The 23,699-nt window shown below is 57.8% G+C and carries 24 protein-coding genes; 15 read left to right on the top strand and 9 right to left on the bottom strand.

Annotation, left to right across the window (positions count from 1 at the left end):
- Positions 1 to 219: 219 nt before the first annotated feature.
- The 4 genes from gcvT to Q0915_RS21005 are packed head-to-tail and all read left to right on the top strand — an operon-like array spanning position 220 to position 6,029.
- Positions 220 to 1,317 (top strand): glycine cleavage system aminomethyltransferase GcvT, encoded by a 1,098-nt coding sequence (gene gcvT, locus Q0915_RS20990; protein WP_299478288.1) that lies wholly within the window; start codon positions 220 to 222, stop codon positions 1,315 to 1,317.
- A gap of 15 nt (positions 1,318 to 1,332) precedes the next feature.
- Entirely contained in the window at positions 1,333 to 1,698 is a 366-nt protein-coding gene (gene gcvH, locus Q0915_RS20995; protein WP_299478291.1) for a glycine cleavage system protein GcvH, read from the top strand.
- Positions 1,699 to 1,710: 12 nt separating this feature from the next.
- On the top strand, positions 1,711 to 4,566 hold the full coding sequence (gene gcvP, locus Q0915_RS21000) for an aminomethyl-transferring glycine dehydrogenase (protein WP_299478294.1): 2,856 nt from the start codon (positions 1,711 to 1,713) through the stop codon (positions 4,564 to 4,566).
- Between the two features lie 47 nt (positions 4,567 to 4,613).
- The gene (locus Q0915_RS21005) at positions 4,614 to 6,029 is read left to right on the top strand and encodes an L-serine ammonia-lyase (RefSeq protein ID WP_299478297.1); all 1,416 of its coding nucleotides are present in this window, start codon (positions 4,614 to 4,616) and stop codon (positions 6,027 to 6,029) included.
- Between the two features lie 66 nt (positions 6,030 to 6,095).
- Here the strand turns inward: Q0915_RS21005 and Q0915_RS21010 are convergent, their stop codons facing one another.
- A complete protein-coding gene (locus Q0915_RS21010; RefSeq protein ID WP_299478300.1) occupies positions 6,096 to 7,250 on the bottom strand; it encodes a cellulose binding domain-containing protein in 1,155 nt (384 codons plus the stop codon).
- A gap of 371 nt (positions 7,251 to 7,621) precedes the next feature.
- On the opposite strand from Q0915_RS21010, the gene Q0915_RS21015 reads away from it, so the two are divergent.
- From Q0915_RS21015 to Q0915_RS21030, 4 genes are read left to right on the top strand one after another with little or no spacing between them, the layout of a single operon-like run.
- Positions 7,622 to 8,200 (top strand): YqaA family protein, encoded by a 579-nt coding sequence (locus tag Q0915_RS21015; RefSeq protein ID WP_299478301.1) that lies wholly within the window; start codon positions 7,622 to 7,624, stop codon positions 8,198 to 8,200.
- 14 nt (positions 8,201 to 8,214) lie between these two features.
- Positions 8,215 to 8,739, top strand: coding sequence for a disulfide bond formation protein B (locus Q0915_RS21020; protein ID WP_299478303.1), 525 nt, complete (start codon positions 8,215 to 8,217; stop codon positions 8,737 to 8,739).
- Entirely contained in the window at positions 8,736 to 8,990 is a 255-nt protein-coding gene (locus Q0915_RS21025) for a hypothetical protein (protein ID WP_299478306.1), read from the top strand. The genes Q0915_RS21020 and Q0915_RS21025 overlap by 4 nt, the downstream gene beginning before the upstream one ends.
- A gap of 38 nt (positions 8,991 to 9,028) precedes the next feature.
- Positions 9,029 to 9,463 (top strand): metallopeptidase family protein, encoded by a 435-nt coding sequence (locus Q0915_RS21030; protein ID WP_299478309.1) that lies wholly within the window; start codon positions 9,029 to 9,031, stop codon positions 9,461 to 9,463.
- A 42-nt stretch (positions 9,464 to 9,505) separates the two neighbouring features.
- On the opposite strand, the gene ppa is transcribed toward Q0915_RS21030, so the two are convergent.
- On the bottom strand, positions 9,506 to 10,045 hold the full coding sequence (gene ppa, locus Q0915_RS21035) for an inorganic diphosphatase (RefSeq protein WP_299478312.1): 540 nt from the start codon (positions 10,043 to 10,045) through the stop codon (positions 9,506 to 9,508).
- A 131-nt stretch (positions 10,046 to 10,176) separates the two neighbouring features.
- Between ppa and Q0915_RS21040 the strand changes: the two genes are divergently transcribed.
- The gene (locus tag Q0915_RS21040; protein ID WP_299478315.1) at positions 10,177 to 10,752 is read left to right on the top strand and encodes a hypothetical protein; all 576 of its coding nucleotides are present in this window, start codon (positions 10,177 to 10,179) and stop codon (positions 10,750 to 10,752) included.
- Positions 10,753 to 10,767: 15 nt separating this feature from the next.
- Here the strand turns inward: Q0915_RS21040 and Q0915_RS21045 are convergent, their stop codons facing one another.
- Positions 10,768 to 11,286 carry a GNAT family N-acetyltransferase gene (locus Q0915_RS21045; RefSeq protein WP_299478318.1) on the bottom strand — a complete coding sequence of 173 codons (519 nt, stop codon included), beginning with the start codon at positions 11,284 to 11,286 and terminating at the stop codon, positions 10,768 to 10,770.
- A 545-nt stretch (positions 11,287 to 11,831) separates the two neighbouring features.
- On the opposite strand from Q0915_RS21045, the gene Q0915_RS21050 reads away from it, so the two are divergent.
- Positions 11,832 to 12,221, top strand: a complete 390-nt coding sequence (locus tag Q0915_RS21050; protein WP_299478320.1) for a DUF2794 domain-containing protein — start codon at positions 11,832 to 11,834, stop codon at positions 12,219 to 12,221.
- Positions 12,222 to 12,290: 69 nt separating this feature from the next.
- On the opposite strand, the gene Q0915_RS21055 is transcribed toward Q0915_RS21050, so the two are convergent.
- The 4 genes from Q0915_RS21055 to Q0915_RS21070 all read right to left on the bottom strand — a co-directional run bounded on the left by Q0915_RS21055 (position 12,291) and on the right by Q0915_RS21070 (position 17,419).
- Positions 12,291 to 13,028 (bottom strand): Bax inhibitor-1/YccA family protein, encoded by a 738-nt coding sequence (locus tag Q0915_RS21055; protein ID WP_299478323.1) that lies wholly within the window; start codon positions 13,026 to 13,028, stop codon positions 12,291 to 12,293.
- A 171-nt stretch (positions 13,029 to 13,199) separates the two neighbouring features.
- Positions 13,200 to 13,973 (bottom strand): hypothetical protein, encoded by a 774-nt coding sequence (locus Q0915_RS21060; protein WP_299478326.1) that lies wholly within the window; start codon positions 13,971 to 13,973, stop codon positions 13,200 to 13,202.
- Positions 13,974 to 14,123: 150 nt separating this feature from the next.
- A complete protein-coding gene (locus Q0915_RS21065) occupies positions 14,124 to 16,706 on the bottom strand; it encodes an ABC transporter permease (RefSeq protein WP_299478329.1) in 2,583 nt (860 codons plus the stop codon).
- On the bottom strand, positions 16,703 to 17,419 hold the full coding sequence (locus tag Q0915_RS21070) for an ABC transporter ATP-binding protein (protein WP_299478332.1): 717 nt from the start codon (positions 17,417 to 17,419) through the stop codon (positions 16,703 to 16,705). Before Q0915_RS21070 ends, Q0915_RS21065 begins: the two co-directional genes overlap by 4 nt.
- Before the next feature lie 124 nt (positions 17,420 to 17,543).
- On the opposite strand from Q0915_RS21070, the gene Q0915_RS21075 reads away from it, so the two are divergent.
- The 3 genes from Q0915_RS21075 to thpR all read left to right on the top strand — a co-directional run bounded on the left by Q0915_RS21075 (position 17,544) and on the right by thpR (position 20,024).
- Positions 17,544 to 18,173, top strand: a complete 630-nt coding sequence (locus tag Q0915_RS21075) for an arylesterase (RefSeq protein ID WP_299478335.1) — start codon at positions 17,544 to 17,546, stop codon at positions 18,171 to 18,173.
- A 69-nt stretch (positions 18,174 to 18,242) separates the two neighbouring features.
- A complete protein-coding gene (locus tag Q0915_RS21080) occupies positions 18,243 to 19,295 on the top strand; it encodes an aldo/keto reductase (RefSeq protein ID WP_299478337.1) in 1,053 nt (350 codons plus the stop codon).
- Positions 19,296 to 19,487: 192 nt separating this feature from the next.
- On the top strand, positions 19,488 to 20,024 hold the full coding sequence (gene thpR, locus Q0915_RS21085; RefSeq protein WP_299478339.1) for an RNA 2',3'-cyclic phosphodiesterase: 537 nt from the start codon (positions 19,488 to 19,490) through the stop codon (positions 20,022 to 20,024).
- On the opposite strand, the gene Q0915_RS21090 is transcribed toward thpR, so the two are convergent.
- Positions 20,006 to 21,193 (bottom strand): glycosyltransferase family 4 protein, encoded by a 1,188-nt coding sequence (locus tag Q0915_RS21090; RefSeq protein WP_299478342.1) that lies wholly within the window; start codon positions 21,191 to 21,193, stop codon positions 20,006 to 20,008. The genes thpR and Q0915_RS21090 overlap by 19 nt on opposite strands.
- 86 nt (positions 21,194 to 21,279) lie before the next feature.
- On the opposite strand from Q0915_RS21090, the gene Q0915_RS21095 reads away from it, so the two are divergent.
- On the top strand, positions 21,280 to 22,053 hold the full coding sequence (locus tag Q0915_RS21095; protein WP_299478345.1) for an alpha/beta hydrolase: 774 nt from the start codon (positions 21,280 to 21,282) through the stop codon (positions 22,051 to 22,053).
- A gap of 9 nt (positions 22,054 to 22,062) precedes the next feature.
- On the opposite strand, the gene Q0915_RS21100 is transcribed toward Q0915_RS21095, so the two are convergent.
- Positions 22,063 to 22,704 carry a DNA-3-methyladenine glycosylase 2 family protein gene (locus tag Q0915_RS21100; RefSeq protein ID WP_299478348.1) on the bottom strand — a complete coding sequence of 214 codons (642 nt, stop codon included), beginning with the start codon at positions 22,702 to 22,704 and terminating at the stop codon, positions 22,063 to 22,065.
- Between the two features lie 106 nt (positions 22,705 to 22,810).
- Between Q0915_RS21100 and gluQRS the strand changes: the two genes are divergently transcribed.
- A complete protein-coding gene (gluQRS, locus tag Q0915_RS21105) occupies positions 22,811 to 23,695 on the top strand; it encodes a tRNA glutamyl-Q(34) synthetase GluQRS (RefSeq protein ID WP_299478351.1) in 885 nt (294 codons plus the stop codon).
- Positions 23,696 to 23,699 lie beyond the last annotated feature (4 nt).

Genomic DNA, 23,699 nt, shown 5'->3' on the forward strand with positions numbered 1-23,699 from the left:
TCACGAAAACATTCGTTGCCAATTATAGAAAAGTTTCCTATAAGAAACAAATGATGAAAAAGGGGAGCGTTGTGGCGTTTCCGGCAGAGAAAGACGGTGTTACTCTTTCCCAAGAACCGGATGTCACGGAGCCCAGTCCGATCTCAGTTGCTGCCGGCAAACCCGTCAGCGTTCAAATCGGATCGAGCCGCTCCAACTGGACAGGAAAGGACCGGTAAATTGGCTGACGCGCCCAAACGAACGCCCCTTTATGATCTCCATGTTGAACTCGGCGGGAAGATGGTTGATTTCGCCGGCTGGGAAATGCCGGTTCAATATCCCCTCGGCATCATGGGTGAGCACAAGCAGTGCCGTGAAAAAGCGGCGCTATTCGATGTCAGCCATATGGGGCAGGTGATTCTCAAGGGTGAGAACGTGGGTGAAAAGCTGGAAGCGCTGTGCCCGCAAGCTTTCTCGACACTGAAAGAAGGCAAGGCGCGCTACGGCTTTTTCACCAACGAGACCGGCGGCATTATGGACGACCTGATCGTCTCCAATGCAGGCGACCATTTCTTCGTGGTGGTCAATGCGTCGATGCGGCATCAGGACATCCCGCACATGGCCGCGCACCTGGAGGGTGTCGAAGTGATCGAGATCTTCGATCGCGCCCTCGTTGCTGTGCAGGGTCCCAAGGCGGAGGACGTTGTGGGGGCTCTGTGTCCGGCGGCGCGCGGACTGAAATTCATGGAAACCATGCTAGGCGACATCAACGGCGTCGAATGCCGGATTTCGCGCCTCGGTTATACCGGCGAGGATGGCTACGAGATTTCCATTCCCGAGGACAAGGCCGTCGAAGTTGCACGCGCCTTTCTTGCGAATGAAGACTGCGAACCCGCAGGTCTCGGTGCGCGCGATTCCCTGAGGCTGGAAGCGGGTCTATGTCTTTACGGAAACGACATCGATAACGACACCTCGCCGATCGAGGCATCGCTCATCTGGGCAATCCAGAAGCGGCGGCGCGAAGAAGGCGGGTTTCCCGGTGCCGACCGCATTCTGCGCGAAATTGCCGAGGGACCATCACGCAAGCTGGTCGGTCTCAAGCCTGAGGGACGCGCACCTGCGCGCCACGGTGTCGAGGTACAAAGCGCGGACGGTCAGAACATCGGTGTCGTGACCTCCGGTGGGTTCGGACCAACCGCCGGCGGGCCTGTCGCCATGGGCTATGTGAGTGCGGCATCCGCCGAACCGGGCACAAAGGTCAATTTGATGATCAGAGGCAAGGCACAACCAGCCGAGATCGTGCGGCTGCCGTTCGTGCAGCAGAATTACAAGCGTTAATCGGGAGAGACCGACATGAGCACTTATTTTTCCGAAGACCACGAATGGATCAAGGTCGAAGGCGACACTGCGACCCTGGGGATCACTGCCCACGCTGCAGAGCAACTGGGTGAGATCGTCTACGTGGAGCAGAAGGAAACTGGTGAAAGCTTTGAAAAATCGGATGAAATTGGCGTGGTTGAATCCGTCAAGGCTGCGTCCGAGATCTACGCCCCTGTGGACGGTGAGATCGTTGAGGTGAACGGATCACTTGCAGACAGCCCGGCAACCTTGAGTGAACATCCAGAAGGCGACGGCTGGCTTTACAAGATCAAGCTGGCAAACGCAGAGCAGTTGAACGATCTGATGGATCTTGATGCCTACAAGGCCTTTATCGCCTAGGGAACGCAGCAGATGGCTTTTGAACTCACCACATACCAGGCTTACGACTTCGCCAACCGCCGTCACATCGGCCCGTCTCCGTCCGAAATGGAAGAGATGCTGAGCCTGATCGGATTTGACAGTCTCGACGACCTTATCGACGCGACCGTTCCTCCCGCAATCCGGCAGAAAGAAGCGCTCGACTGGGGTGGGCCCGGACTTTCAGAGCGCGACGCGTTGTTTCACATGAAGGAAGTCGCCTCCAGGAACCAGGTGCTGACGTCGCTGATTGGACAAGGCTACCACGGCACCACGACACCGGCTCCGATCCTGCGCAACATCCTGGAAAATCCGGCCTGGTACACGGCCTATACGCCCTATCAGCCTGAAATCTCGCAGGGCCGTCTGGAAGCCTTGTTGAACTTCCAGACCATGGTGTCCGATCTGACCGGTCTCGACATCGCAAACGCGTCGCTGCTGGATGAATCCACTGCCGCGGCCGAAGCCATGACCATGGCGAAGCGGTCCGCGAAGTCGAAGGCGAACGTCTTTTTTGTCGACGAAAACTGCCATCCGCAGAACATCGCCGTAATTCAGACCCGTGCCGAGCCGCTCGGGATCGAAGTCGTGGTGGGCAACCCGGACGATCTCGACCCGACCGGCGTTTTCGGGGCGATTTTCCAGTATCCGGGCACATATGGCCACGTGCGCGACTTCACCGGCATCATTGGCAGGCTGCATGAAAACAAAGCTCTTGCCATTGTCGCTGCCGATCCCCTGGCTCTGGCACTTTTGAAGTCTCCGGGCGAAATGGGAGCTGACATTGCCGTCGGCTCAACGCAGCGTTTCGGCGTGCCGATGGGATATGGCGGACCGCATGCCGCCTACATGTCCTGCAAGGATGCGTTCAAGCGCAGTATGCCGGGCAGGATCATCGGGGTCTCGATCGACAGCCGCGGCAAGAAAGCCTATCGCCTGTCGCTTCAGACGCGCGAACAGCATATCCGCCGTGAGAAGGCCAATTCGAACGTGTGCACGGCGCAGGCGCTGCTTGCCGTGATCGCATCGATGTATGCAGTTTATCACGGCCCGGACGGCATCAAGGCGATTGCCCAGTCGGTTCACCGGAAGACATCACGTCTGGCGACAGGTCTTGAAAAACTCGGCTTCAAGGTCGAGCCCGACGTATTCTTCGACACGATCACCGTCGATGTCGGTGCCCTGCAGGGTGTTGTCATGAATGCGGCGGTCGCAAACGGTATCAACTTGCGCAAGGTCGGCGAAACCCGTGTCGGTATCTCGCTCGACGAGCAGACGCGGCCGGAAACCATCGAAGCGGTCTGGCGCGCATTTGGCGGTGACATGGTCGACGACAGTGACCTCAACCGGGATTACCGGCTGCCGGAACATGCCTTGCGCGAAAGCGCCTACCTGACGCATCCGATCTTCCACATGAACCGTGCGGAAGCGGAAATGACGCGCTACATGCGCCGGCTGGCGGACCGTGACCTTGCTCTGGACAGGGCCATGATCCCGCTCGGCTCGTGCACGATGAAGCTCAATGCGACAATCGAGATGATCCCGGTGACCTGGCCGGAATTCTCCAACCTTCATCCGTTTGTTCCGGCTGATCAGGCGGCCGGCTATCACGAGATGATCGCGGATCTGAATGACAAGCTTTGCCTGATCACAGGCTACGACGCGATCAGCCAGCAACCCAATTCCGGTGCGCAAGGCGAATATGCGGGCCTTCTGACGATCCGTAACTACCATGCGGCGCGGGGCGAAGGTCATCGGGACATCTGTCTGATTCCGACCTCTGCACACGGCACCAATCCGGCCTCCGCGCAGATGGTCGGCTACAAGGTGGTGCCGGTGAAATCCGACGAGAAGGGCGATATCGACCTCGCCGACTTCCGGGAAAAAGCCGAGCAGCACTCGGAAAATCTTGCCGCCTGCATGATCACCTATCCGTCGACCCACGGCGTTTTCGAGGAAACTGTTCAGGAAGTCTGCCAGATTACCCACGATCATGGCGGACAGGTCTACATTGACGGCGCGAACATGAACGCGATGGTCGGTCTGTCGCAGCCGGGAGCTATTGGCGGGGACGTCAGCCACCTGAATTTGCACAAGACCTTCTGCATCCCGCATGGCGGCGGAGGCCCGGGTATGGGACCGATCGGCGTCAAGGCGCATCTGGAGCCTTACCTGCCCGGTCATCCGGAATACGGCACTGCCGTTGGTCCGGTTTCCGCTGCGCCTTTTGGCTCACCGTCAATCCTGCCGGTGAGCTGGGCCTATGTTCTGCTCATGGGCGGTCCAGGCCTGACGCAGGCAACCAAGGTCGCGATCCTGAACGCAAACTATATCGCGGCGCGGCTGAAAGATGCCTACGAGATCCTCTACACGTCCGAAACCGGACGCGTTGCGCATGAATGCATTCTCGATACGCGTCCGCTTGCCGAAAGCGCAGGCGTCACGGTGGAAGATGTTGCCAAGCGCTTGATGGACAGCGGTTTCCACGCGCCGACCATGTCCTGGCCCGTTGCTGGGACGCTGATGGTGGAGCCGACCGAATCCGAGCCCAAGGCCGAGCTCGACCGGTTCTGTGAGGCAATGCTCTCGATCAGGGCTGAGGCGCAGGACATTATCGACGGCAGGATCGACCCGGAAAACAACCCGTTGAAAAACGCGCCGCATACGGTGGCGGATCTCGTCGGCGAGTGGACCCGGCCTTATTCGCGCGAACAGGCGTGTTATCCGGCAGGGTCGCTGGATGTCGACAAATACTGGGCACCCGTCAACCGGGTCGACAATGCCTATGGCGACCGGAACCTTGTGTGCACCTGCCCGCCGATGTCCGACTACGCGGAAGCTGCGGAGTAACTCCCGCGCGCGGCGCTGCGGCGCCGCGCACTGAAGGGCAAACGGGTATGTTTCTCAGCGTCTTCGATATCTTCAAAATCGGTATCGGCCCGTCTTCGTCTCATACGATGGGACCGATGACGGCGTCGGTGAATTTTCTGGATCGCCTTTCGTCCGGCGAAGAAGGCGCGTTCGAACCCAATTCTGTAAATCACATCAGCGTTTCTCTGCATGGATCGCTTGCCTTTACTGGCAAAGGCCATGCGTCCGACCGGGCGGTGATGCTCGGGCTCCTGGGATTTCGTCCCGACAATGTGGACGCGGACCTGGCTGAACAGAAGCTGACGGAATTGAAATCCTGTTGCCGGCTTGAAACGGCCGCATGCGGGAGCGTCCGGTTTGACCCGGATTGTGATCTCGCCTTCGACTACGGACCGGCGCTCCCGCACCATGCCAATGGCATGAAGCTCTTCGCCCATGACGGTCAAGGCGAACTTCTTCTGAGCGAGACCTATTACTCCATCGGAGGTGGGTTCGTAGTCACGGAAGCGGAGCTGATTGCGGCCGAGAAGGCGCCTGACGCGGATCTTCATGATGAGAAGGAAGCTATCGGTTATCCCTATCCGTTCGGGTCTGCCGCCGAAATGCTTCAGATGGGCAAGGCGTCCGGCCTGACCATTGCCGAGATGAAACGGGCCAACGAGGAATCGGTTTTGGGTCGTGAGGCCCTGAATCAGAGGCTCGACGCTGTCTGGTCCGTAATGGACACCTGCATTTCAAGGGGTTTGTCGCAGGACGGTGTCCTGCCGGGAGGTCTCAGCGTCAAGCGCCGGGCGAGGGCCATTCATAAGCGTCTCGTCGATCAGAGCGGGTCAAACAGCCAGCAACCGCATGCCATTAACGACTGGCTGTCCGTCTACGCCATGGCGGTGAATGAAGAAAACGCTGCCGGGGGGCAAGTGGTGACGTCGCCGACCAATGGTGCGGCAGGGGTCGTTCCGGCCGTTATCCGCTATTACCGGGACCATTGTATCGATACGTCTTCCAAAGGCATTGGCGACTTTCTTCTGACCGCAGCGGCCATCGGCGGTCTCATCAAGCACAATGCGTCAATTTCCGGCGCTGAATGCGGTTGCCAGGCGGAAGTCGGCTCCGCCTCTGCGATGGCTGCCGCCGGGCTGTGCGCAGCCTTGGGTGGAAACAACGAGCAGATTGAAAACGCTGCCGAGATTGCCCTGGAACATCATCTCGGCATGACCTGCGATCCTGTCAGAGGCCTGGTTCAGGTGCCTTGTATCGAGCGCAACGGGATGGGTGCGATCAAGGCGGTTTCCGCCGCATCGCTCGCGCTGCATGGCGATGGCGCGCACTTCATGCCGCTCGACAACTGCATCGAAACGATGCGCCAGACCGGGCAGGACATGCGCGACAAATACAAGGAAACTTCGCTCGGCGGCCTTGCAGTCAATCTACCGGAATGCTGAGCGGGAAACCTCGGCGCCTGAGAGAGCGAGACGACCCGCACTCGTCTGTCTGATGCCGCGTACCGTCTAGAACAGAAACTGGGCGTCGTCGTTCAGTTGTACAACGTCGAAGCTGCCCGACGTTGTATTGAAACCCACTGTCACAGACTCGCCCGCACCGATATTGGCATTCCAGCCTGCGTCATCGATCGTGAACCGGTTTCCGGACTGATCCTCTATGACTGCGTTCCAGATGTGCTGGATGTCCGATCCGAGCGTGAATTCCAGATCCCAGTCCGTGACGTCATCCGTGCCGTTGTTGGTCACAACGATGTTTAGGGTTGCTCCGTGGCCCCAGTCGTTGGCGACCAGGAACTCGGCTGAAAGTCCGCTCGCCGGGTCTACCGGTGCCGGATCAACCGGATCAGGCTCGACAGGATCGGGATCAACCGGGTCTGGCGTTGGATCGACAGGCGTCGGGTCGACAGGATCCGGCGTGGCTCCCGATGGCAATGCATCGCCGAGTGGGTCACCCAGCACAACCATGGACTGGAAATAGTCGATGACATCCTGATGCGGCACGTCGAGCGCGCTCCATTGCGGCCAGTCGAACGTATCGTTCATGAAGGGCTGAGTCTGGTCGTGACTGAGCACGGTCAGATGATTGACGTCATGGGCTCTTGCTCCCTGTCCGTCCGGAAAGGTGAGGCCGCCATGGACACGACCATGCATCCAGCCGCCATAGTGCGGCTCCATCTTGAGCGTGTTGATGAAGGTGTCGACAAGGTCGTTCCGGGTCAGATAATCGGCAAAACCGTCATGGCTGTTGGCTTCCACCATGGCCATCACATCTGCCGGGTCGCCTAGCCGGACGGTGCGTTGGATGTCAGCGATCAGTTGTGGGTCGAAGGCATCGTCGCGGATCCAGCCGACTTTCGCACCCTGCATGGCGTAGTAGAGGCCAACGCCCTCTAGATCCTGGCCCCAGGCCTGATCGTTGTTGGTCAGGTCATTGTCAAATGCCCACTGGCCGATGGTGACAATGTCGAGATCTTCGAAACCGAGAAAGCCGCGCAGCCCGTTGTAGGCCACCAGAGCTTCTGTCGTGATGGCGGTTCGGCCGCCATGCAGATCGTCGTGCCCTGTATGGCTGCTGGTGCCATGGAAATTGCCGAAAGTGGTGATGTCGACGTAGCTGCCGGACGTGTCTTTTTGATTTTCATGGCCATGATCTGTCGCCATCGCACTGGCTCCTTGGAATAGTGTCGTTTGCGGGCTGGTCACTTGTGTTACGCCAACTTGCATGAATTCATCTTCACTTGCTTCGTATTCTAGATTTTCGCGTGTGTCTTTTTCTTGAGAGGAATTGGCTTATATTGTGTTTTAATGCGAGAATTGCTTTGCAAATATCTGATAATTTTAAGACAAAATATCCAATACTTAGATTGCTAAATGAAGCCAAATTGTATCTGAAATCTGTGTAATTCGCCGGCAGGGTGAAACCGGATCCATGGTGATGTCGGCTGCCAGTATCGACGAGAAAGACCGACCTTTTACAGAAGCTGCAGCATCTGTTGGTGACTTTTTAAGTCACTGCCGCTATGGGAGACGCCATGATCAGACGTCTCTACGATTGGACTTTGTCCCTTGCCGCCGGACCGCGCGCGCCTGCCGCGCTCGGGTCTGTTTCGTTTGTTGAAAGTTCCGTCTTTCCGATCCCGCCGGATATTCTGCTCATCCCGATGGTGATTGCGCGCAGGGAGAAAGCCTGGTGGTATGCATTGCTGTGCACGATAACGTCCGTTGCAGGTGGTGTGCTCGGGTATTTGATTGGCATGTTCCTGTTCGAGCAGGTCGCGCAGCCGATCCTCTCGTTCTACGGAAAGATGGAAAAATTCGACGAATTCAGTGCTGTCTTCAACCACTGGGGATGGTGGTTCGTCTTCATCGCCGGGCTGACTCCCTTTCCCTACAAGGTGATTACCATCGCGTCCGGCGTCGCAGGCCTGAGCCTGCCGATCTTCATTGTGGCGAGCATCGTCTCAAGAGGGCTGCGCTTCTTCATTGTTGCGGGCCTTCTCTACTTCTTCGGCCCGCCCATCAAGGAGTTCATTGAAAAACGCCTTGGTCTCATGTTCACCCTATTTGTGGTGTTGCTGGTCGGCGGGTTTATTCTATTGCGATTTATCTGATTGAAGAGGAAGCGATGACGCGAGAGCTATGGGCGCGGAACTTGACCGCACTGACTTTGCTTGGCGGGTTGATCGTGATCGCCACGGCCTGGGGGTTTCAGCTGGTTGGCGGATATGTTCCCTGCAAGCTCTGTCTTGAGCAGCGTATCCCCTACTATGCAGGTTTACCGCTGGTTGCCCTTGCCCTGATCCTGATTGCCCAAAAGCGGAATGGTCTCGCCGTTCTGGCCCTCCTGGGCGTAGCTGCCATTTTTGCATACGGTGCCGGGCTGGGTGTTTATCAGGCCGGTGCGGAGTGGCAGCTCTGGGACGGTCCCAATGATTGCGGCGGCGGCACGGCCGCGCCGAATTCGGCGGCAAACATGCTCCAAGCGCTGCAGTCGACCCGCGTCGTGAGCTGCACCGAGGCAAGCTGGCGCATGCTGGGCCTTTCCTTTGCCGGTTGGAACGCTGTTGCGTCCGCCGGGTTGGCCGCACTAGGCCTGATTGCCGCTTTTCTGTTGAACCGGGGCAGAAACAGGGCCACTGTGAGCGCATGAGTGGAAAGAAACATCCCAAGGAACAGCAGCGGGAAGAGGCTTTACGTTCACTCGACCGCGTGCAAGCCGAGAGCGAGACCATTGTCGGATCGACCTTTGTGCGCATGGCGGACAGGGCCAAAGGCCATCTGAGCGCAGCGGACAAGGACGAGGATGACCAGATTGAGGTCTGGGGTACGCGGATCGGCAGGACCGCGGGTCTGATATTCGCCATAGGGCTGGTGATTTACCTCGCCGTTACCTATTTGTAGGCCGAATTCCGCAAGTTTAGTGAACCAAGGCAGGCAATATGGCATCCGTCCGACCGATCAGCCGGAGCGACTGGTCTGAGCGCAAGGCGCCTGAACTGGCCGATTTCGAGCAAATGGCAAGCGAAGTTCTCGCCGGGCTGCCGGACGACGTGCTGCTGCGGTGCGGACATATCCAGGTAAGCCTCACCGACTACGCGCCGGACGATGTTCTCGATGCGCTATCCATCGAGGACCCGCATGACCTTCTGGGGCTGTTTGAAGGGCAGGGGCTTGCGCAAGGTGGTGACGCGGAACTTACCGGGCAAATGCCGAACCGTATCTGGCTTTTCCGCAGGCCAATCCTGGATTACTGGGCCGCGATGGACGAGTCTTTAGGGGACGTCGTTGCCCACGTCCTGATACATGAGATCGGGCACCATTTCGGACTGTCCGACCAGGACATGGAACGGATTGAGGCCGCTGCGGACCTTTAGGTCTGCAACGGCCTCCATTTTGAAGAGCACATCTGGGAGCGCTTATTCGGCTGCGTCCAGCTTCGCCCGTTCAATTGATTCCGTGATCAGCCTCTTGGCCGCTTCGGCGCCTTCGATACCGGTAATTTTCACCCATTTTCCGGGCTCCAGATCCTTGTAGTGTTCAAAGAAGTGCTTGACCTGATCGACGGTGATCTGCGGCAGGTCGGACACGTCGCGAACTTTGGCGTACCGCTTGGTGAGCTTGTCACTTGGAACCGCGATGATCTTTTCGTCCTGGCCGGATTCGTCTTCCATGAGAAGTACGCCGATCGGACGGCAGGACATGATCGCGCCCGGTACAACGGGGCGCTGGTTGACGACAACGACATCAATCGGATCACCGTCGCCGCACAGGGTGTGCGGTACGAAGCCGTAGTTACCCGGGTAGCGCATCGGCGTATAGAGGAAACGGTCGACGTACATCGCGCCGGCTTCCTTATCCATCTCGTATTTGATCGGTTCGCCACCCACTGGCACCTCAATGATCACATTGACGTCTTCCGGCGGGTTCTTGCCAATCGGCACGGCGTCGATACGCATTTTGAAACTCCTGTTGATTACTGCTGCGTCTATCGCAATCCTGCAGGCGAAGTTCAAGCGTTTAATTTTGCATTGCACCAAAAGTCGAAACCCTGGATCGGGCCGTGCAAGCGGCTCTGGAGGCACCTCAAATGAAGGGAAATTCTTTCCTCATCAAAGGACTAGTGACCGCGACACTGTTTTGGATTGCGGCCACGGGAACGGGTTCCGTTGCTGCGGAATTCACGAGTGCATACACAAAGATCAATCTTGAGACGTGCACTCAGTTGGAAAGCGCCGAAGAGGAAGGAACATTTGGCGGGAGCTGGATGTGCCCCGGGTATGGAGGTCTTGACGTCTTTGTCGCGGAAGGGGATCTGCGGATGTTTGTTTCATTCGGTCCGGACGCGGGGAATGAGCCAGCCGCCGGCCAGACACTTCCCCAGTTCAACACGATCAACGAAACGCTGGAATGGCGGCTGCGGGACGGCGTTCCGTTTGCAACGATCCTGCGATGGTTTCCGAGCCTTGATGATGGCGGCAGAGCCGGAAGCATTCTGATTGTCACTCAGCTTAAGCCGGGGTCGACCTGCCAGATTGGGAGGATCGACGCTCAGGTCAATCCCGGTGCCAACCAGATGAGCCGGGATCTGGCGGACACCATGGCTGGAAACCATATTTGCTCTGTTCCCCCGGCGGTCCTCGGAAACAAGGGCATACTGGACTGACACGAAAGGCTGGTGTCAGGCGCTGGCGCCCGGCCAGCAATAGATCGACAACTCCATCCGTCGGCCGCCGAGCCTGTACCAGGATTTCGCCTTAAGCCTGCCGCCGAGCGCCCGGTAAAAATTCCGGGCCGGTTCATTGTCGCTGAGTACCTGAACGGCAAGTCCGTTCAAGTTTCTGGAAGCAAGTGTCTTACGCACGCTGGTGAACAGCGTACGTCCAAAGCCCAGGCCCTGATACTCCGGTTTCAGGTAAAGTTCGTAAATCTCGCCATCCATACCTGTGTCGTGCAACCTGCAACGGCCAAAAGTGGCATAGCCGGCTGGCACGTCCGCGACGCTGAGGATCTTGATTTCCACGCCGCGTTCCAGGGCGCTCCGCCACCAGCCCGTACCGCGGCGGGAGACCATTTTCTGAAGGTCGACGCCAGGCAATACTCCTCGGTAAGCACCGAGCCAGGCTTGATTGTGAATGCCTGCAAGCGCCTCGCAATCGGCGGTCCGGGCCGCACGTAGGTCAATCAGGTCGGTTGTCATCTCATGGAAAGGATACAATAACGGCACGATTGGAAAAGGGGCAAAACAGCACAAACATGCAGAAAAGTGGGGTAGGATCTTTTGGCTGCCGGAAAAGCCGCGCGGGACCAAGATGCAGCTTCAAATGAAAAGGGCCGGCATTTAGCCGGCCCTTCAGTTGCCCTGATGTTTGACTCTGTAAATCTGGTTGACTGGTAAGAACCCCGGGGGGCTGGGGGGCTAATGCATTCCGCGATCCTTACTGGTCATACCCATCAGGGTATGATCCGAATATGGGGGGTCAAAATGGCTTGCCAAGGGCTGGATTGCGGCGAAATCATGGAATTTTGATCATTCTTTTTGGGCAAACCTACGGGAGGTTCCTATTTGGCTGAAAACCGCGGATTCCCGGAGGGCAGGGTCACATGAACGTGAGCCGGAAAAATGTTTCTGAGCCCGCGGGCTTGCCATCGGACCCAAAGCCAACGCATCATAACCTTAATGGCACCGAAAACCGGGGCAAGAGCGTCCTCGGCAAGGTGCGTTCTGAAGTGCAAGGAGGCGGAATGAGCGAAGCCGATGACAGTGCGTCTCAGCGCGGCACGGGTCTGAACCCGTTGCCGCAAAGCCAACCGGCTCTTCCCTCCATACCCATTGTTGCATTCAATCGGCGTGAACTCGACACCATCCTCCGTCTCTATGGCCGAATGGTCGCGGATGGCGAGTGGCGCGACTATGCGATCGATCTGTTAAAAGACAAGGCCGTGTTTTCGGTCTTCAGACGGTCGTCCGAGATGCCCCTATACCGGATCGAGAAGGATCCGAAGCTCGCCCGTAGGCAAGGAGCCTATTCGGTGGTTGCTACGGGTGGCATGATCCTGAAGCGCGGGCATGACCTTTCTCAGGTCTTGCGCGTTCTTGAAAAGAAAAAGCACCTGAGGCTCGTCGACGCCTGAATTAAGATTGACGGCACACAAAAAAGCCCGGCATCGCCGGGCTTTTCGTTGTCTTGAAGTCTGCGCCGCTTATTCGCGGTTTCCGAACAGCTGCAACAGCATCAGGAACATGTTGATGAAGTCGAGGTAGAGGCGCAGCGCGCCCATGACGGACTTCTTTGTTGCCACTTCACTGCTGTCACCTTCGTAGTACATTTCCTTGATCTTCTGGGTGTCGTAGGCTGTCAGGCCGGCAAACACCAGGACACCGATCACGGAGATGGCGAACTGCATGGCGGACGATTGCAGGAAGATATTCACAATCATCGCAATGATGATGCCGAACAGGCCCATCATCAGGAACGAACCCCAACCGGTCAGGTCCTTCTTCGTGGTGTATCCGAACAGGCTCAGCGAGCCGAACGCGGCGGCAGTGATGAAGAACACGCGCGCAATCGATCCACCTGTATAAATCATGAAGATCGGTGCAAGCGAAACGCCCATCACGGCTGCATACACCAGGAACATTGTCCGGGCGGTCGATGCACTCATGGACTGGATGCGGAATGATAACCACATCACCATTCCCAAAGGTGCGAACAGAAGCACGAAATAGAGCGGACCGCTGAACAGGGTCTGTGCGAGGCCTGGGTTGCTCGACACCATCGCAAAGGTGCCAAGAGCAGCGAAACCGGTCAGTGCCAGGCCGATTGTCATATAGTTGTAGACGCCCAGCATATAGGCGCGCAGGCCCTGATCGATGCCGGCCTCGGCGCGCGAGCCGGCAACGGTATAGGCGCCTTGATTTTGACGGTCAAAGGTCGACATGGTTGTGTTCTTCCCCTTCTAGATCGATTTTTGCATGCACCATTACATGCAGCACAACTCCCTCAACATATGGGAAAATGCGGACACAAGCACAAGACAGGATTTCTGAAAAAATCGTAATCTGTCTGCTCCTGGCCGCATTATACGCCATTATGCTTAAGAATATGAAAGTTATTTCATCGCCTTGAGCCGCGAAGCGATCTGTCTGTCGCAGTCACCGCCAGGGTTGCGGACGATTTCCTCGGACGCAAAATCGAGTATTTCCCGCTCCTTGTTTTGCATCTGCTCCATCGTAACGCCCGGCTTGAACCATTGAAGGACCGCATAGTCGCCGCCGGCATCGGTCAGGAACGCAACCGGCTTACCACCCTCGGTGATGCCCATGCGGCCGACTCGAACTTCCTCGATCGTGATATCGCGGGCTTCTCCGTCGATCGTCATCTTGCTTTTGCCGACATTCAGTTTCTTGAGCTTGGAGCCGCTTGTTCCGACCCAATTGCCGAAAAAGCGCTTGCCTTTCTTTTCGACCGAAAGACAGGAGTTTTCGAAATTGGGAATGGAGAGACGAACCGCAGACACCTCGACCGGCTCCTCTCCCTTGGGCGCGAGCGTGTACTTCATCGCATTCTCACCGGTGCGGTAAACGCGAATACCAACCGGCGTATATCCGGAATCGCCTATGGTGCGGCTGAAAAAATCGAACTGGTTTTCGTCGTTGGTGCCCGCGCGGCGGTAAAGCCAGCGCTTTGGCAGTCCGTCCTCAAAGACCAGCCAGTCGCTAACGACCAGGCCGCGCGGCCCTTCAGCCGTGTTCAGCTGCCACACGCCAGTGTGAAAAGGGCTTTCGGCAAGCGCAGGCGCTGCAAACGGCGCTGCGGCGAGCGCCAGAACGAGTCCGGCTTTCGTAGTGATTTTCAGTGCGGATTTTTTGATACCTGCGAACATGGACCCTGCCCTTTTTCAATCTTGTCCCGACCATATTCGGATATCCAAGATCACAAGAGCATGCAAGCAGGACTGCATGGAACAGCGCAGGGAAAACTCCTGTTTTTCAGGAAGCTTTCCAAACCGGTCTCGTGAGTGCCGTCTGCCTCGCTATAGGTTCCTGAGAACAGGAGCCGGTTTTTCGCCCAAAATCCGCCAAGTTCCGATCAATCCGAAGCCGACAGTCAGGACGAGGGCGATCAGTGCCGCGCTTGCAGCGGCGACCGGCAGCAGCACAAAGCTGCCTTCCATGATCTGCGTGATGACGAACCAAGCCGCTATGCCGCCGGCAACAAGCGCAAATACCGCTGTCGTCAGGCCGAGGATCGCATATTCCAATCCGTAGGCAAGGATCAGTCTCGGTCTTGTTGCCCCGATCGTCTTGAGGATCACTGCGTCATAGATGCGGTTTCGGTGTCCGGCAGCCAATGCACCGGCAAGTACCAGAATGCTTGCGATCAGCGTGATCGAACTTGCACCGCGGATGGCCCAGGCGAGCTGCGCGACCAGGTCATTCACCTGGGCAATCGCATCTTTCACCCGGACAGATGTCACCGTCGGGTAGGCGGTGGAAACGGTCTTGAGAAGTGCCAGTTCGGTTTGCGTTGGAACGTCTTCTTCCCAGCCAAGGGTCATCAGATGAGCATGAGGCGCACCGGCAAAGGTGTTCGGAGAAAAGACCATGACGAAATTGATCGACAGCGACTGCCATTCAATGTCCCGGAAATTGGCGATTTCAGCGCTGATTTCCCGGCCAAGCACGTTGACGGTCACCTTGTCTCCGATATTGAGACCAAGATCCGTTGCCGCTTCCTCGTCGAATGAAACAAGCGGTGTTCCCGAATAGTCCGCAGGCCACCATTCGCCGGCCACGAGCTTCGAATTTTCCGGCATTACGCTTTCATAGGTGATGCCGCGGTCGCCTCTCAACACCCAGTCCGAGCCCTCCTGTGCGGGTTCGAACTCGTCTGCCGGTATGTCGTTCAGGCTTACGATCCGTCCGCGCAGCATGGGAACGCTCCGAAGCTCGCCGTCCGGCGCTTCGGTCTGCAACAGGTTTTCGAATGCGTCGCGTTCGTGGCTTTGAATATCGACAAAGAAGAAACTTGGAGCCTTGTCGGCCATCGTGGCTGTAAGTTCGCGCCGCAGATTGCCGTCGATCAGTGCGAGAGCAACGAGCAGGGACAGGCCCAGACCAAGCGACAGGACAACCGACGGGGTCAGCGCGCCGGGGCGGTGAATATTGGCAATGGCCAGTCGCAATTCCGTCGATCGCACACTCGGCAGCCTGCGCGCGACTGACATGATCACGCGGGCAACCAGGACAAGAAGAATGAACGCTCCCGCCGATGCGCCGATATAGACGGTCGCGATGAACTTGTCGTGCGACAGCAAGATGGCGATGCCTGCCAGCAAAAGCACCGTAACCGCGGTTGCGGCAAGGTAACGTTTGCGCGGCAATTTCGTGCCACCTGTGACAATGTCGCGGAAGAGGGCGGTCGGCGGCACGTCATGCGCTCTCCCGAGTGGCCACAACGCAAAGGCAAAGGCTGTCAGCAGACCATAGACCAGCCCGAGACCCAGTTCTGCCGGGTAAATACCGGTGGCCAGCTGAACGGGCAGCACGGACGAAAGCGCCGCTCCAGCGGCAAAGGGTATTGCCGCGCCGATGACCAGTCCGATCCCGATCCCGATCAGGGCGATCACCAGCATCTGGATCAGATAGATCCGGAACACGAAGTCGCCGGTTGCCCCGAGACATTTGAAGCTGGCGATGACCTCCCGTTTTGTTTCCAGATAGGCGCGGATCGCATTGGCAACGCCGACTCCGCCCACGACAAGGGCCGTCAAGCCGACGAGTGTCAGGAATTGGGCGAAGCGGCCGATACTGCGCTGAAGGCCGGGCGAGGCATTGGCGCGGGAGCGGATCCGCCATGCGGTATCGGGCTGTGCCGATTTCGCCTGTTCCACGACCCCTTCAAGATCACCGATGCCTGGGGCGGGCGACAAACGCACGCGGTAGTGCCAGCGCACAAGACTGCCAGGCTGAACGAGTTCCGTGTCGGCTACCGCCGCGTCGGAAATCATCAGGCGTGGGCCGAATTCCATACCGCCAGCGAGCTTGTCGGGCTCTGTCTCGATGACGTCGTTGATGCGAACGGTCGTCCTGCCGAGTGCCAACGTGTCCCCAACAGCAACGTCCAGCCGGGCAAGGAGCGCCAGATCTGCAACCGCGCCCCAGACACCGTCGCTTTTTGCAAGCGCATCATCGAGCGGTTGTCCGGACGCCAGATCGAGCGAACCGTAAAGTGGATAGGCGTTGTCGACGGCTTTCAGTTCGACGAGTGCCTGGTCGCTGTTGTCAGCACGGCGGGACATGGCACGAAGCGTGGCGACTCGCGACACGGATCCGAGCGTGTCCAGAAAGGCGGCCTCTTCGGTGTCGGCCTGACGATGTATCAGCGAAAACGAAAGATCACCGCCCAGAATGGCCTGGCCTTCGTTTGCGATACCATCCGTCAGGGCGCGCGAGACAGACGTCACGCCGGCAATTGCGGCGACGCCAAGCGCAATGCAGGCAATGAAGATGTAAAAGCCGCTCAAACCGCCGCGTAACTCGCGCAATGCGAATCGGGAGGCCAGCTTGAAGGTCTGGTGACTGGAATGCACGTTCGCAGGAACGAAGCTGCTCATGCAGATACCTCTTGCTGTGCAACCGTTTCGTCAATTTGCGCTTCTTTGATTTCACCGGAACGTACGCGAATCATGCGATCGCACTGTTGGGCAAGTGACGGATCGTGTGTCACCAAAACGAGCGTCGTCTTGCGGTCCCGCTGTGCCGTGAACATGAGATCGACGATCTGTGTTCCGGTTGAATCATCAAGGTTTCCGGTCGGTTCATCCGCAATCAGGATCTCCGGTTCCACGACCAGTGCCCGGGCGACGGCGACGCGTTGCTGTTCTCCACCGGACATTTGCGCCGGATAGTGATGCAGGCGATGGCCAAGACCGACGGCTTCAAGCTCTGCCCGCGCCTTGTCAAAAGCGTCGTCATCGCCTGCAAGTTCAAGAGGCACTGCCACGTTTTCGAGCGCGGTCATGTTCGGGACAAGATGAAAAGACTGGAAGATAATACCGACGTTCCTGCCACGGAACCTGGCCAACTGGTCTTCAGAAAGCGGACCGAGCTCCGAGCCTGCAACAGTCACTGACCCTTCGTCAGCGCGTTCAAGTCCCGCCATCACCATCAGCAGCGTTGATTTTCCGGAGCCGGAGGGGCCGACAAGCCCGACAGAGATGCCTTTTTCAATATCGAGGTCTATCCCTTTAAGAATATGTACCCTGCCGGCGCCTTCCCCCAAAGTTAGATGAACGTTCTTGAGGGATATTGCAGGAGAATTTGTCATCTTGAGGCCTTTACAACGGCTGCGTTTACCGGCTTCCTGAAGGGTGTTCGCCCTAGACAAGCGAACGCTTTGCGACCATATGGGCCCGATATGCTTGATCTTCCAGTCCCGAAAGAGTTTTAGCGTGCGCCGACTATACGTAATTCTGAGCTTCCTGGTTTTCTGCCTTTCGCCCATAGCGGCTTATTCTGCCGACCTCAAGCTTGTCGTTCTGGGAGACAGCCTGTCCGCTGGCTATCAGCTGGCCCCGGAAGAGGGCTTTCCAGAACAGCTGCAAAAAGCGCTGGATGCGCGCGGGTACTCCGTTCAAGTCGTGAACGCAGGGGTCTCTGGCGATACATCATCCGGAGGACTTTCGCGGCTTGACTGGTCTGTCGGTACGGATGCGGACGCCGTTATTGTCGAACTGGGCGCAAACGATGCGCTCAGGGGTATCCAGCCACAGATCACACGCAACAACCTGGATGAGATCACGAAACGGCTTCGGGAGCGCGGCGTCGAAGTGTTGCTGGCGGGCATGCTGGCACCGCGCAATCTTGGGCCGGAATATGCTGAAGTTTTCGATCCGATCTATTCCGAACTTGCCAAACTTCACGGGGCTCTGCTTTATCCCTTCTTTCTTGAGGGCGTCGCGCTCAATCCCGACCTGAACCTTTCCGACGGGATCCATCCCAATGCGGATGGCGTCGCCATCATCGTGGAAAACATCTTGCCGAAAGTTGAAGAACTTTTGGCCAAAGCCCAGTCTTCTTGAGGGATCCGGCCTGACCCCCAGCCTTCCAATCCTCTCGGAGGCCAATCTCAGCACTTGAAGGAATGCCTGATGGAACAGCGCCGTCTTGGCCGCACCGATATAAAGGTGAGCGCCCTTTGCCTTGGAACCATGACCTGGGGCGAGCAGAATTCCGAAGCCGAAGGCCACTCCCAGATGGACTACGCCTTCGATGCAGGGATCAATTTTTTTGATGCGGCCGAGCTCTATCCGATACCGGCGAAACGGGAGACCCAGGGCCGAACCGAGCGGATCATCGGATCCTGGTTCCAAAAGCGCGGGCACCGCGACAAGGTCGTTATGGCAACAAAGGTTGTCGGACGAACCGTCATGGACTGGTTTCGCGAAAACGGAGAGACCGGCGAACTGAAGCGCAGCCAGATAGAGTTCGCGGTCGACCGGAGCCTCAGGAACCTCCAGACCGACTATATCGACCTTTATCAGATACACTGGCCGGACCGGAATGTGTCAGGGTTCGGGTCCAATCCGACCCGCTGGCTGGATGCAGAACAGGTCGAAGACGAAAACAGTATCCAATCCGTTCTCGAAGTCATGGGTGATCTGGTGAAAGCCGGCAAGATCCGTCATGTCGGGGTCTCGAACGAGAGCGCCTGGGGAACAATGCGCCACGTCACGACTTCAGAGCTCTATGACGTACCCCGGATCGTTTCGATCCAGAATGCCTATTCGATGGTGAACCGGACATTCGAAACGGGACTGGCGGAGGTTGCACGCCGCGAGAATGTCGGCCTGTTGGCCTATTCCGCTCTCGCGCAGGGTTACCTGACTGGCAAATACCGCCATGGAGCCTTGCCGAAGGGCGCGCGTAAGACGCTGTTCAACAAAATGCAGCGCTATGAGCACCACAGAACGTTCGAGGCGGTCGAAGCCTATTTCAGTCTTGCCGAGGCAGCAGGGCTCGATCCGGCACAAATGGCTATCGCCTTTGCAAAATCGCGCAGTTTCATGACATCAGTCATCATCGGTGCGACGCGCATGGAGCAGCTGGAGACAGATATTGCTGCGGCCGATCTGACGCTGTCGCCGGAAGTTCTTGAGAAGATCGACGCGATCCATCAGGAATTCGGCAACACGGCTCCCTGACCTGATCCAGCGCAAAACTGTCCCAGAGAATCATTTTCGGGCGGGATGTCAGATTGACCGTCCATAGAGCGGTGCAATGGAACTGCCGCAGAGCGAATTATGATTCTGCGTCAGAAACTTAGATTTTTGTCTTGCGATTTTCATGAAGTTGATTCCTCATGGCTTTTGTCAGCGACAGCGGAGGGAGAACCCATGCCGCGCCTATTTACAGGCCTTGAGATACCGTCTCAGACAGGTCTCATGCTTTCACTGCTCCGGGGAGGCCTTCGGGGCGCCCGCTGGATCGATCCGGAAAACTATCATCTGACCTTGCGTTTCATCGGAGACATTGACGATCGCACTGCCGATGAAGTGGTCGCGGCGCTTGACCGTGTCCGCCGGGATCCTGTCGAAATCAGGATGAATGGTCTCGGATCCTTCGGCAACGGCAAGCCGCATGCGGTGTGGGCGCGGGTCGAACCGACGGCGCAGCTGGCAGAACTTCAGGCGGAGCAGGAAAGAATTCTGCAGCGCCTAAATCTTCCGGCAGAGCGGCGCAAATACACTCCACACGTCACGATCGCGCGCTGCAAGACGTCGACAAACGAAGACGTTGCGAAATGGCTCAGCGAGCGGGGAAATTTTCAGGCGCCGCCCTTTGTTGCCGGCCGCTTTGTCCTGTTCTCAGCAAAGTCGAGTGTTGGCGGGGGTCCTTATCTGGTCGAAGAGGCTTATCCACTCGCCGCCTGATCCAGGAGATTTGCATAAACAGCAAGCGTTCTGGCGCACATGGTTTCGACGGAAAAGTTCTGCTCCACGTGGGTTCGCGCCCGGCCGGTCAGTTCCTTGCGTGCGTCTTGCGGCAGCAATAGTGCATTCTGGATAGCGTCCGCCAGCGCAACCGCGCTTCCCGGCGGAACGCGCCAACCGGTTCGCCCGCCCTCACAAGTCTCGGGCGGAGCAAGAACGGTTTCCGGCACCGCGCCATGATCAGAGACGATCACCGGAACATTTGCGGCCTGGGCCTCGACTGCGGCTCTGCCGAAAGCCTCCGGTTCGACAGAAGCCACCACTGACACGTCGGCAAGCGCCAGGGCCGCCGGTACATCGGCGCAATGGCCGACTAAGCGCACCTGCTCCTGCAGCTCGTGATCCGCGATCATCTTCTTAAGCTCGGCAACATATCCGTCACGCCCCTGGGCGTCACCCGCAAGGATCGCAATGGGATCCTTCAATCCCATGGATTTCAGGTTGACCATCGCATCGATCAGGATTTTCTGGCCTTTCCAGGCGGTCAGGCGCGCCATGTTCAAAATGATCGGACGCCCGGCAGGAACGCCCCAGCTGTCCTTGAGTGCCTGCTGGCGAAGGGCGCTGACGTTTTCCGGAGCAAGGCTCTTTAGATCCGAGCCGCGCGGGATGACGGTTATTCTGGCCGCAGATTGCGGGTGCCTGCTTGCAATGAGATCCGCGATGAACCTTGAATTGGCAATGACGGCATCGCCGCGCGCCATGACCGAATTGTAAAATGCTTTCAGACCGTTGGATTGATTATAAGTGCCGTGATAGGTGGTCACGAACGGAATTTTTGTACGTCGCGCAGCCCTGAGTGCCGACCAGGCCGGCGCCCTGCTTCTGGCGTGAATGATATCCACGTGACGTGTGGCGATCAGATCGGAAAGAGCTGACGCGTTCTTCCAGAGCGTGATCGGGTTCTTCGATTTGACTGGCAGAACGATATGCTCAGCACCGGTTGCTTCCAGTTCGGGAACCAGTTGCCCACCCTCGCTGACCACCAGGGCGGAACTGCCCGCCTGGACCAGCGCGCGTGCCACATCAAGCGTCGTTCTTTCCGCGCCGCCGGAATTCAGGTCCGGGATCACTTGCAAAACAGTTGTCGCGGGAGGTAGTTGACGCAAATCGGATCTCCGAAGAACTTACTGCGCAATGGCGCTGAGATGTGTGACGGCGCGCCGGGAAACAGATACGGAATGAGAGCCATAATATGGGTGATAGAGAACCGCAATTCATCCAGGTTGGAAAAAATGCTCTGGCGCGCAGTATTGCGGTCGACATCGAGCCCGGAAACGAGCCGGCCCTGATGTGGCTTTCGGGTTTCAAGTCGGACATGAGCGGAACCAAAGCGGAGGCGCTTGCCGCTTTCGGTCGCGAGACCGGGCAGGAGGTCGTCCGGTTTGACTATTCGGGACACGGAGCGTCCGAAGGAGACTTTGAAGAGGCTTGCGTGTCGGATTGGCTGGAAGAAGCAGAAGCTGTTTTCGACAGGTTCTGCCAGAGTAAAACGATACTCGTCGGATCCTCCATGGGGGGCTGGATCTCCCTGCTTCTGACACTACGGCGGAAGGCAACGCACCGGATCAAGGGACTGGTTCTGATTGCCCCCGCAGTCGATTTCACTGAAGAACTGATGTGGAAAGAGCGCTTTTCCGAAGAGATCAGAGAAGCCATTTCGAAAGACGGGCGCTGGGAGCAGCCCTCACAATACAGCGCTGATCCTTATGTCATAACCCGGAAACTGATCGAAGACGGCCGAAGCCACCTGCTTCTGGACAAGGATCTGCATCTGGGCGTTCCGGTCACGATCCTGCAGGGAGCGCAGGATTTGGACGTACCGGCCCGGCATGTGCAGCGGTTGGTTGAAGCCCTGCCTTTGGACGACGTGACATACTCTCTGGTTCCTGATGGGGATCACCGCCTGTCGCGGCCGCAGGATATAGACCTGCTCTTGAGGGTCATAGGAGATATGTCGTCGCGCTAGGAAGCAGGGTCAGACCGGCAAAGTCTCCCGTCCCTGTTTCTGGACGCGGTACCAGGCCCAGAAGAGCCGTGCCGCGATCGCACGATGGGGCTTCCACGCAACGGCAATCTCGTCCAGTTCTTTCGGTGCGGGCCTGTTTCCCAGGTCCAGAGCGTCATGAACGGCGATCTGGAGTGCCAGATCCCCGCTTGGAAAAACATCCGGATGGCCAGCGCAGAACAGGAGAAAGATGTCCGCACTCCAGCGGCCGATACCCTTGATGGCACAGAGTTCAGCATGCGCTTCGTCGGCTGGGCAGGTCGCCAGGCGAGCGAAGTCCAGTCCGCCCTCGCAAGCGGCGGCGACGGCGCGCAACGTTCTGATCTTTGGCCGCGAGAGTCCCACGTCGGCGAGATCCTGATCCGAATGCAGGGCTATCGTTTCAGCGGTCAACGGAGTAACGCGCTCCTGGAAACGATTGAAAATCGCCGTTGCACTGGCAACAGAGACCTGTTGCGCGGTGATGATCTGTGCCATGCCGCCAAAATCCGCCGGCCGGCGCCGGAGTGGCAGAGGACCTGCAGCAAGAGCAATCTCCTCAAGGCGTGGATCGATTGAAATCAGGTTTGCAAGGCCGGTGTTTACGTCATCCTCGGTCGCAACGGGTTTCATCTTTTCGCTCACCTTTCGTGCCCTTGCGCGGATTGGTGCAAGTGATAGGAATACCGTCGGTCATGTTCCATGCCCGCGCGCACGTCAACCCGGTTCTCCTTGCCAAATGACAAAGCCCTGCTTTCGTTTCGCACCGTCTCCGAACGGGCATCTTCACATCGGGCATGCGTTGTCCGCACTGCTGAACGTTCGTGCGGCTGTTGCGCTCAGTGGCCGGTTTTTCGTGCGCGTCGAAGACATTGATCAAACAAGGTGCACGCAGCAGCTGGAAAAAGACATGTTCGAGGATCTTGCCTGGCTCGGCGTTCCGCTGGATGAACCGTCACCGAGGCAATCGGAAGCCTTTCCGTTCTACCGTGCGGCGCTGGAGAAGCTTCAGGACCTCGGGGTGGTTTATTCTGCCTTTTTGACCAGGTCGGAAATCAAAACCTTCGTTACCGAATACGAGACGGATGGCAAAACATGGCCAAGGGATCCCGATGGGGCGCCTCTTTACCCAGGGGATCTGGCCGTGTTGTCGGAGGGGACCATAAGGGCACGCGCCAGCAGCGATGCCTCCTTTGCGCTGCGGCTCGACATGAAGAAGGCTCTTGCCCGGATCGGTTCCGATCTGAGCTGGCAGGAGGCAGGTGCAGAGGGAAAGTCACTTTTCGACCCGGGAAATCGCGTTCCCGTCGAAGCGGATTGCTGGGGGGACGTGATCCTTGCGCGCAAGGACACGCCGACAAGTTACCATTTGTCAGTCGTGGTCGACGACGCCCGCCAGGGCGTTACCGACATTCTCAGAGGCCAGGATCTCTTTCATGCCACGAGCGTGCACAGGGTCCTTCAGGAGTTGCTCGGACTTCCCGAGCCCCGGTATCGGCATCACCGGCTCGTATTGGGTGCGGACGGGCGAAAGCTGTCCAAATCCAATCGGGATACCAGTCTGAACGCCCTCCGTGCGGAAGGGATGGCGCACACCGAACTTCGCAGGCGTATCGGGCTATAAGCGC

This window comes from uncultured Roseibium sp. (genome assembly GCF_947494555.1).
In the GTDB taxonomy this organism is placed as follows: domain Bacteria; phylum Pseudomonadota; class Alphaproteobacteria; order Rhizobiales; family Stappiaceae; genus Roseibium.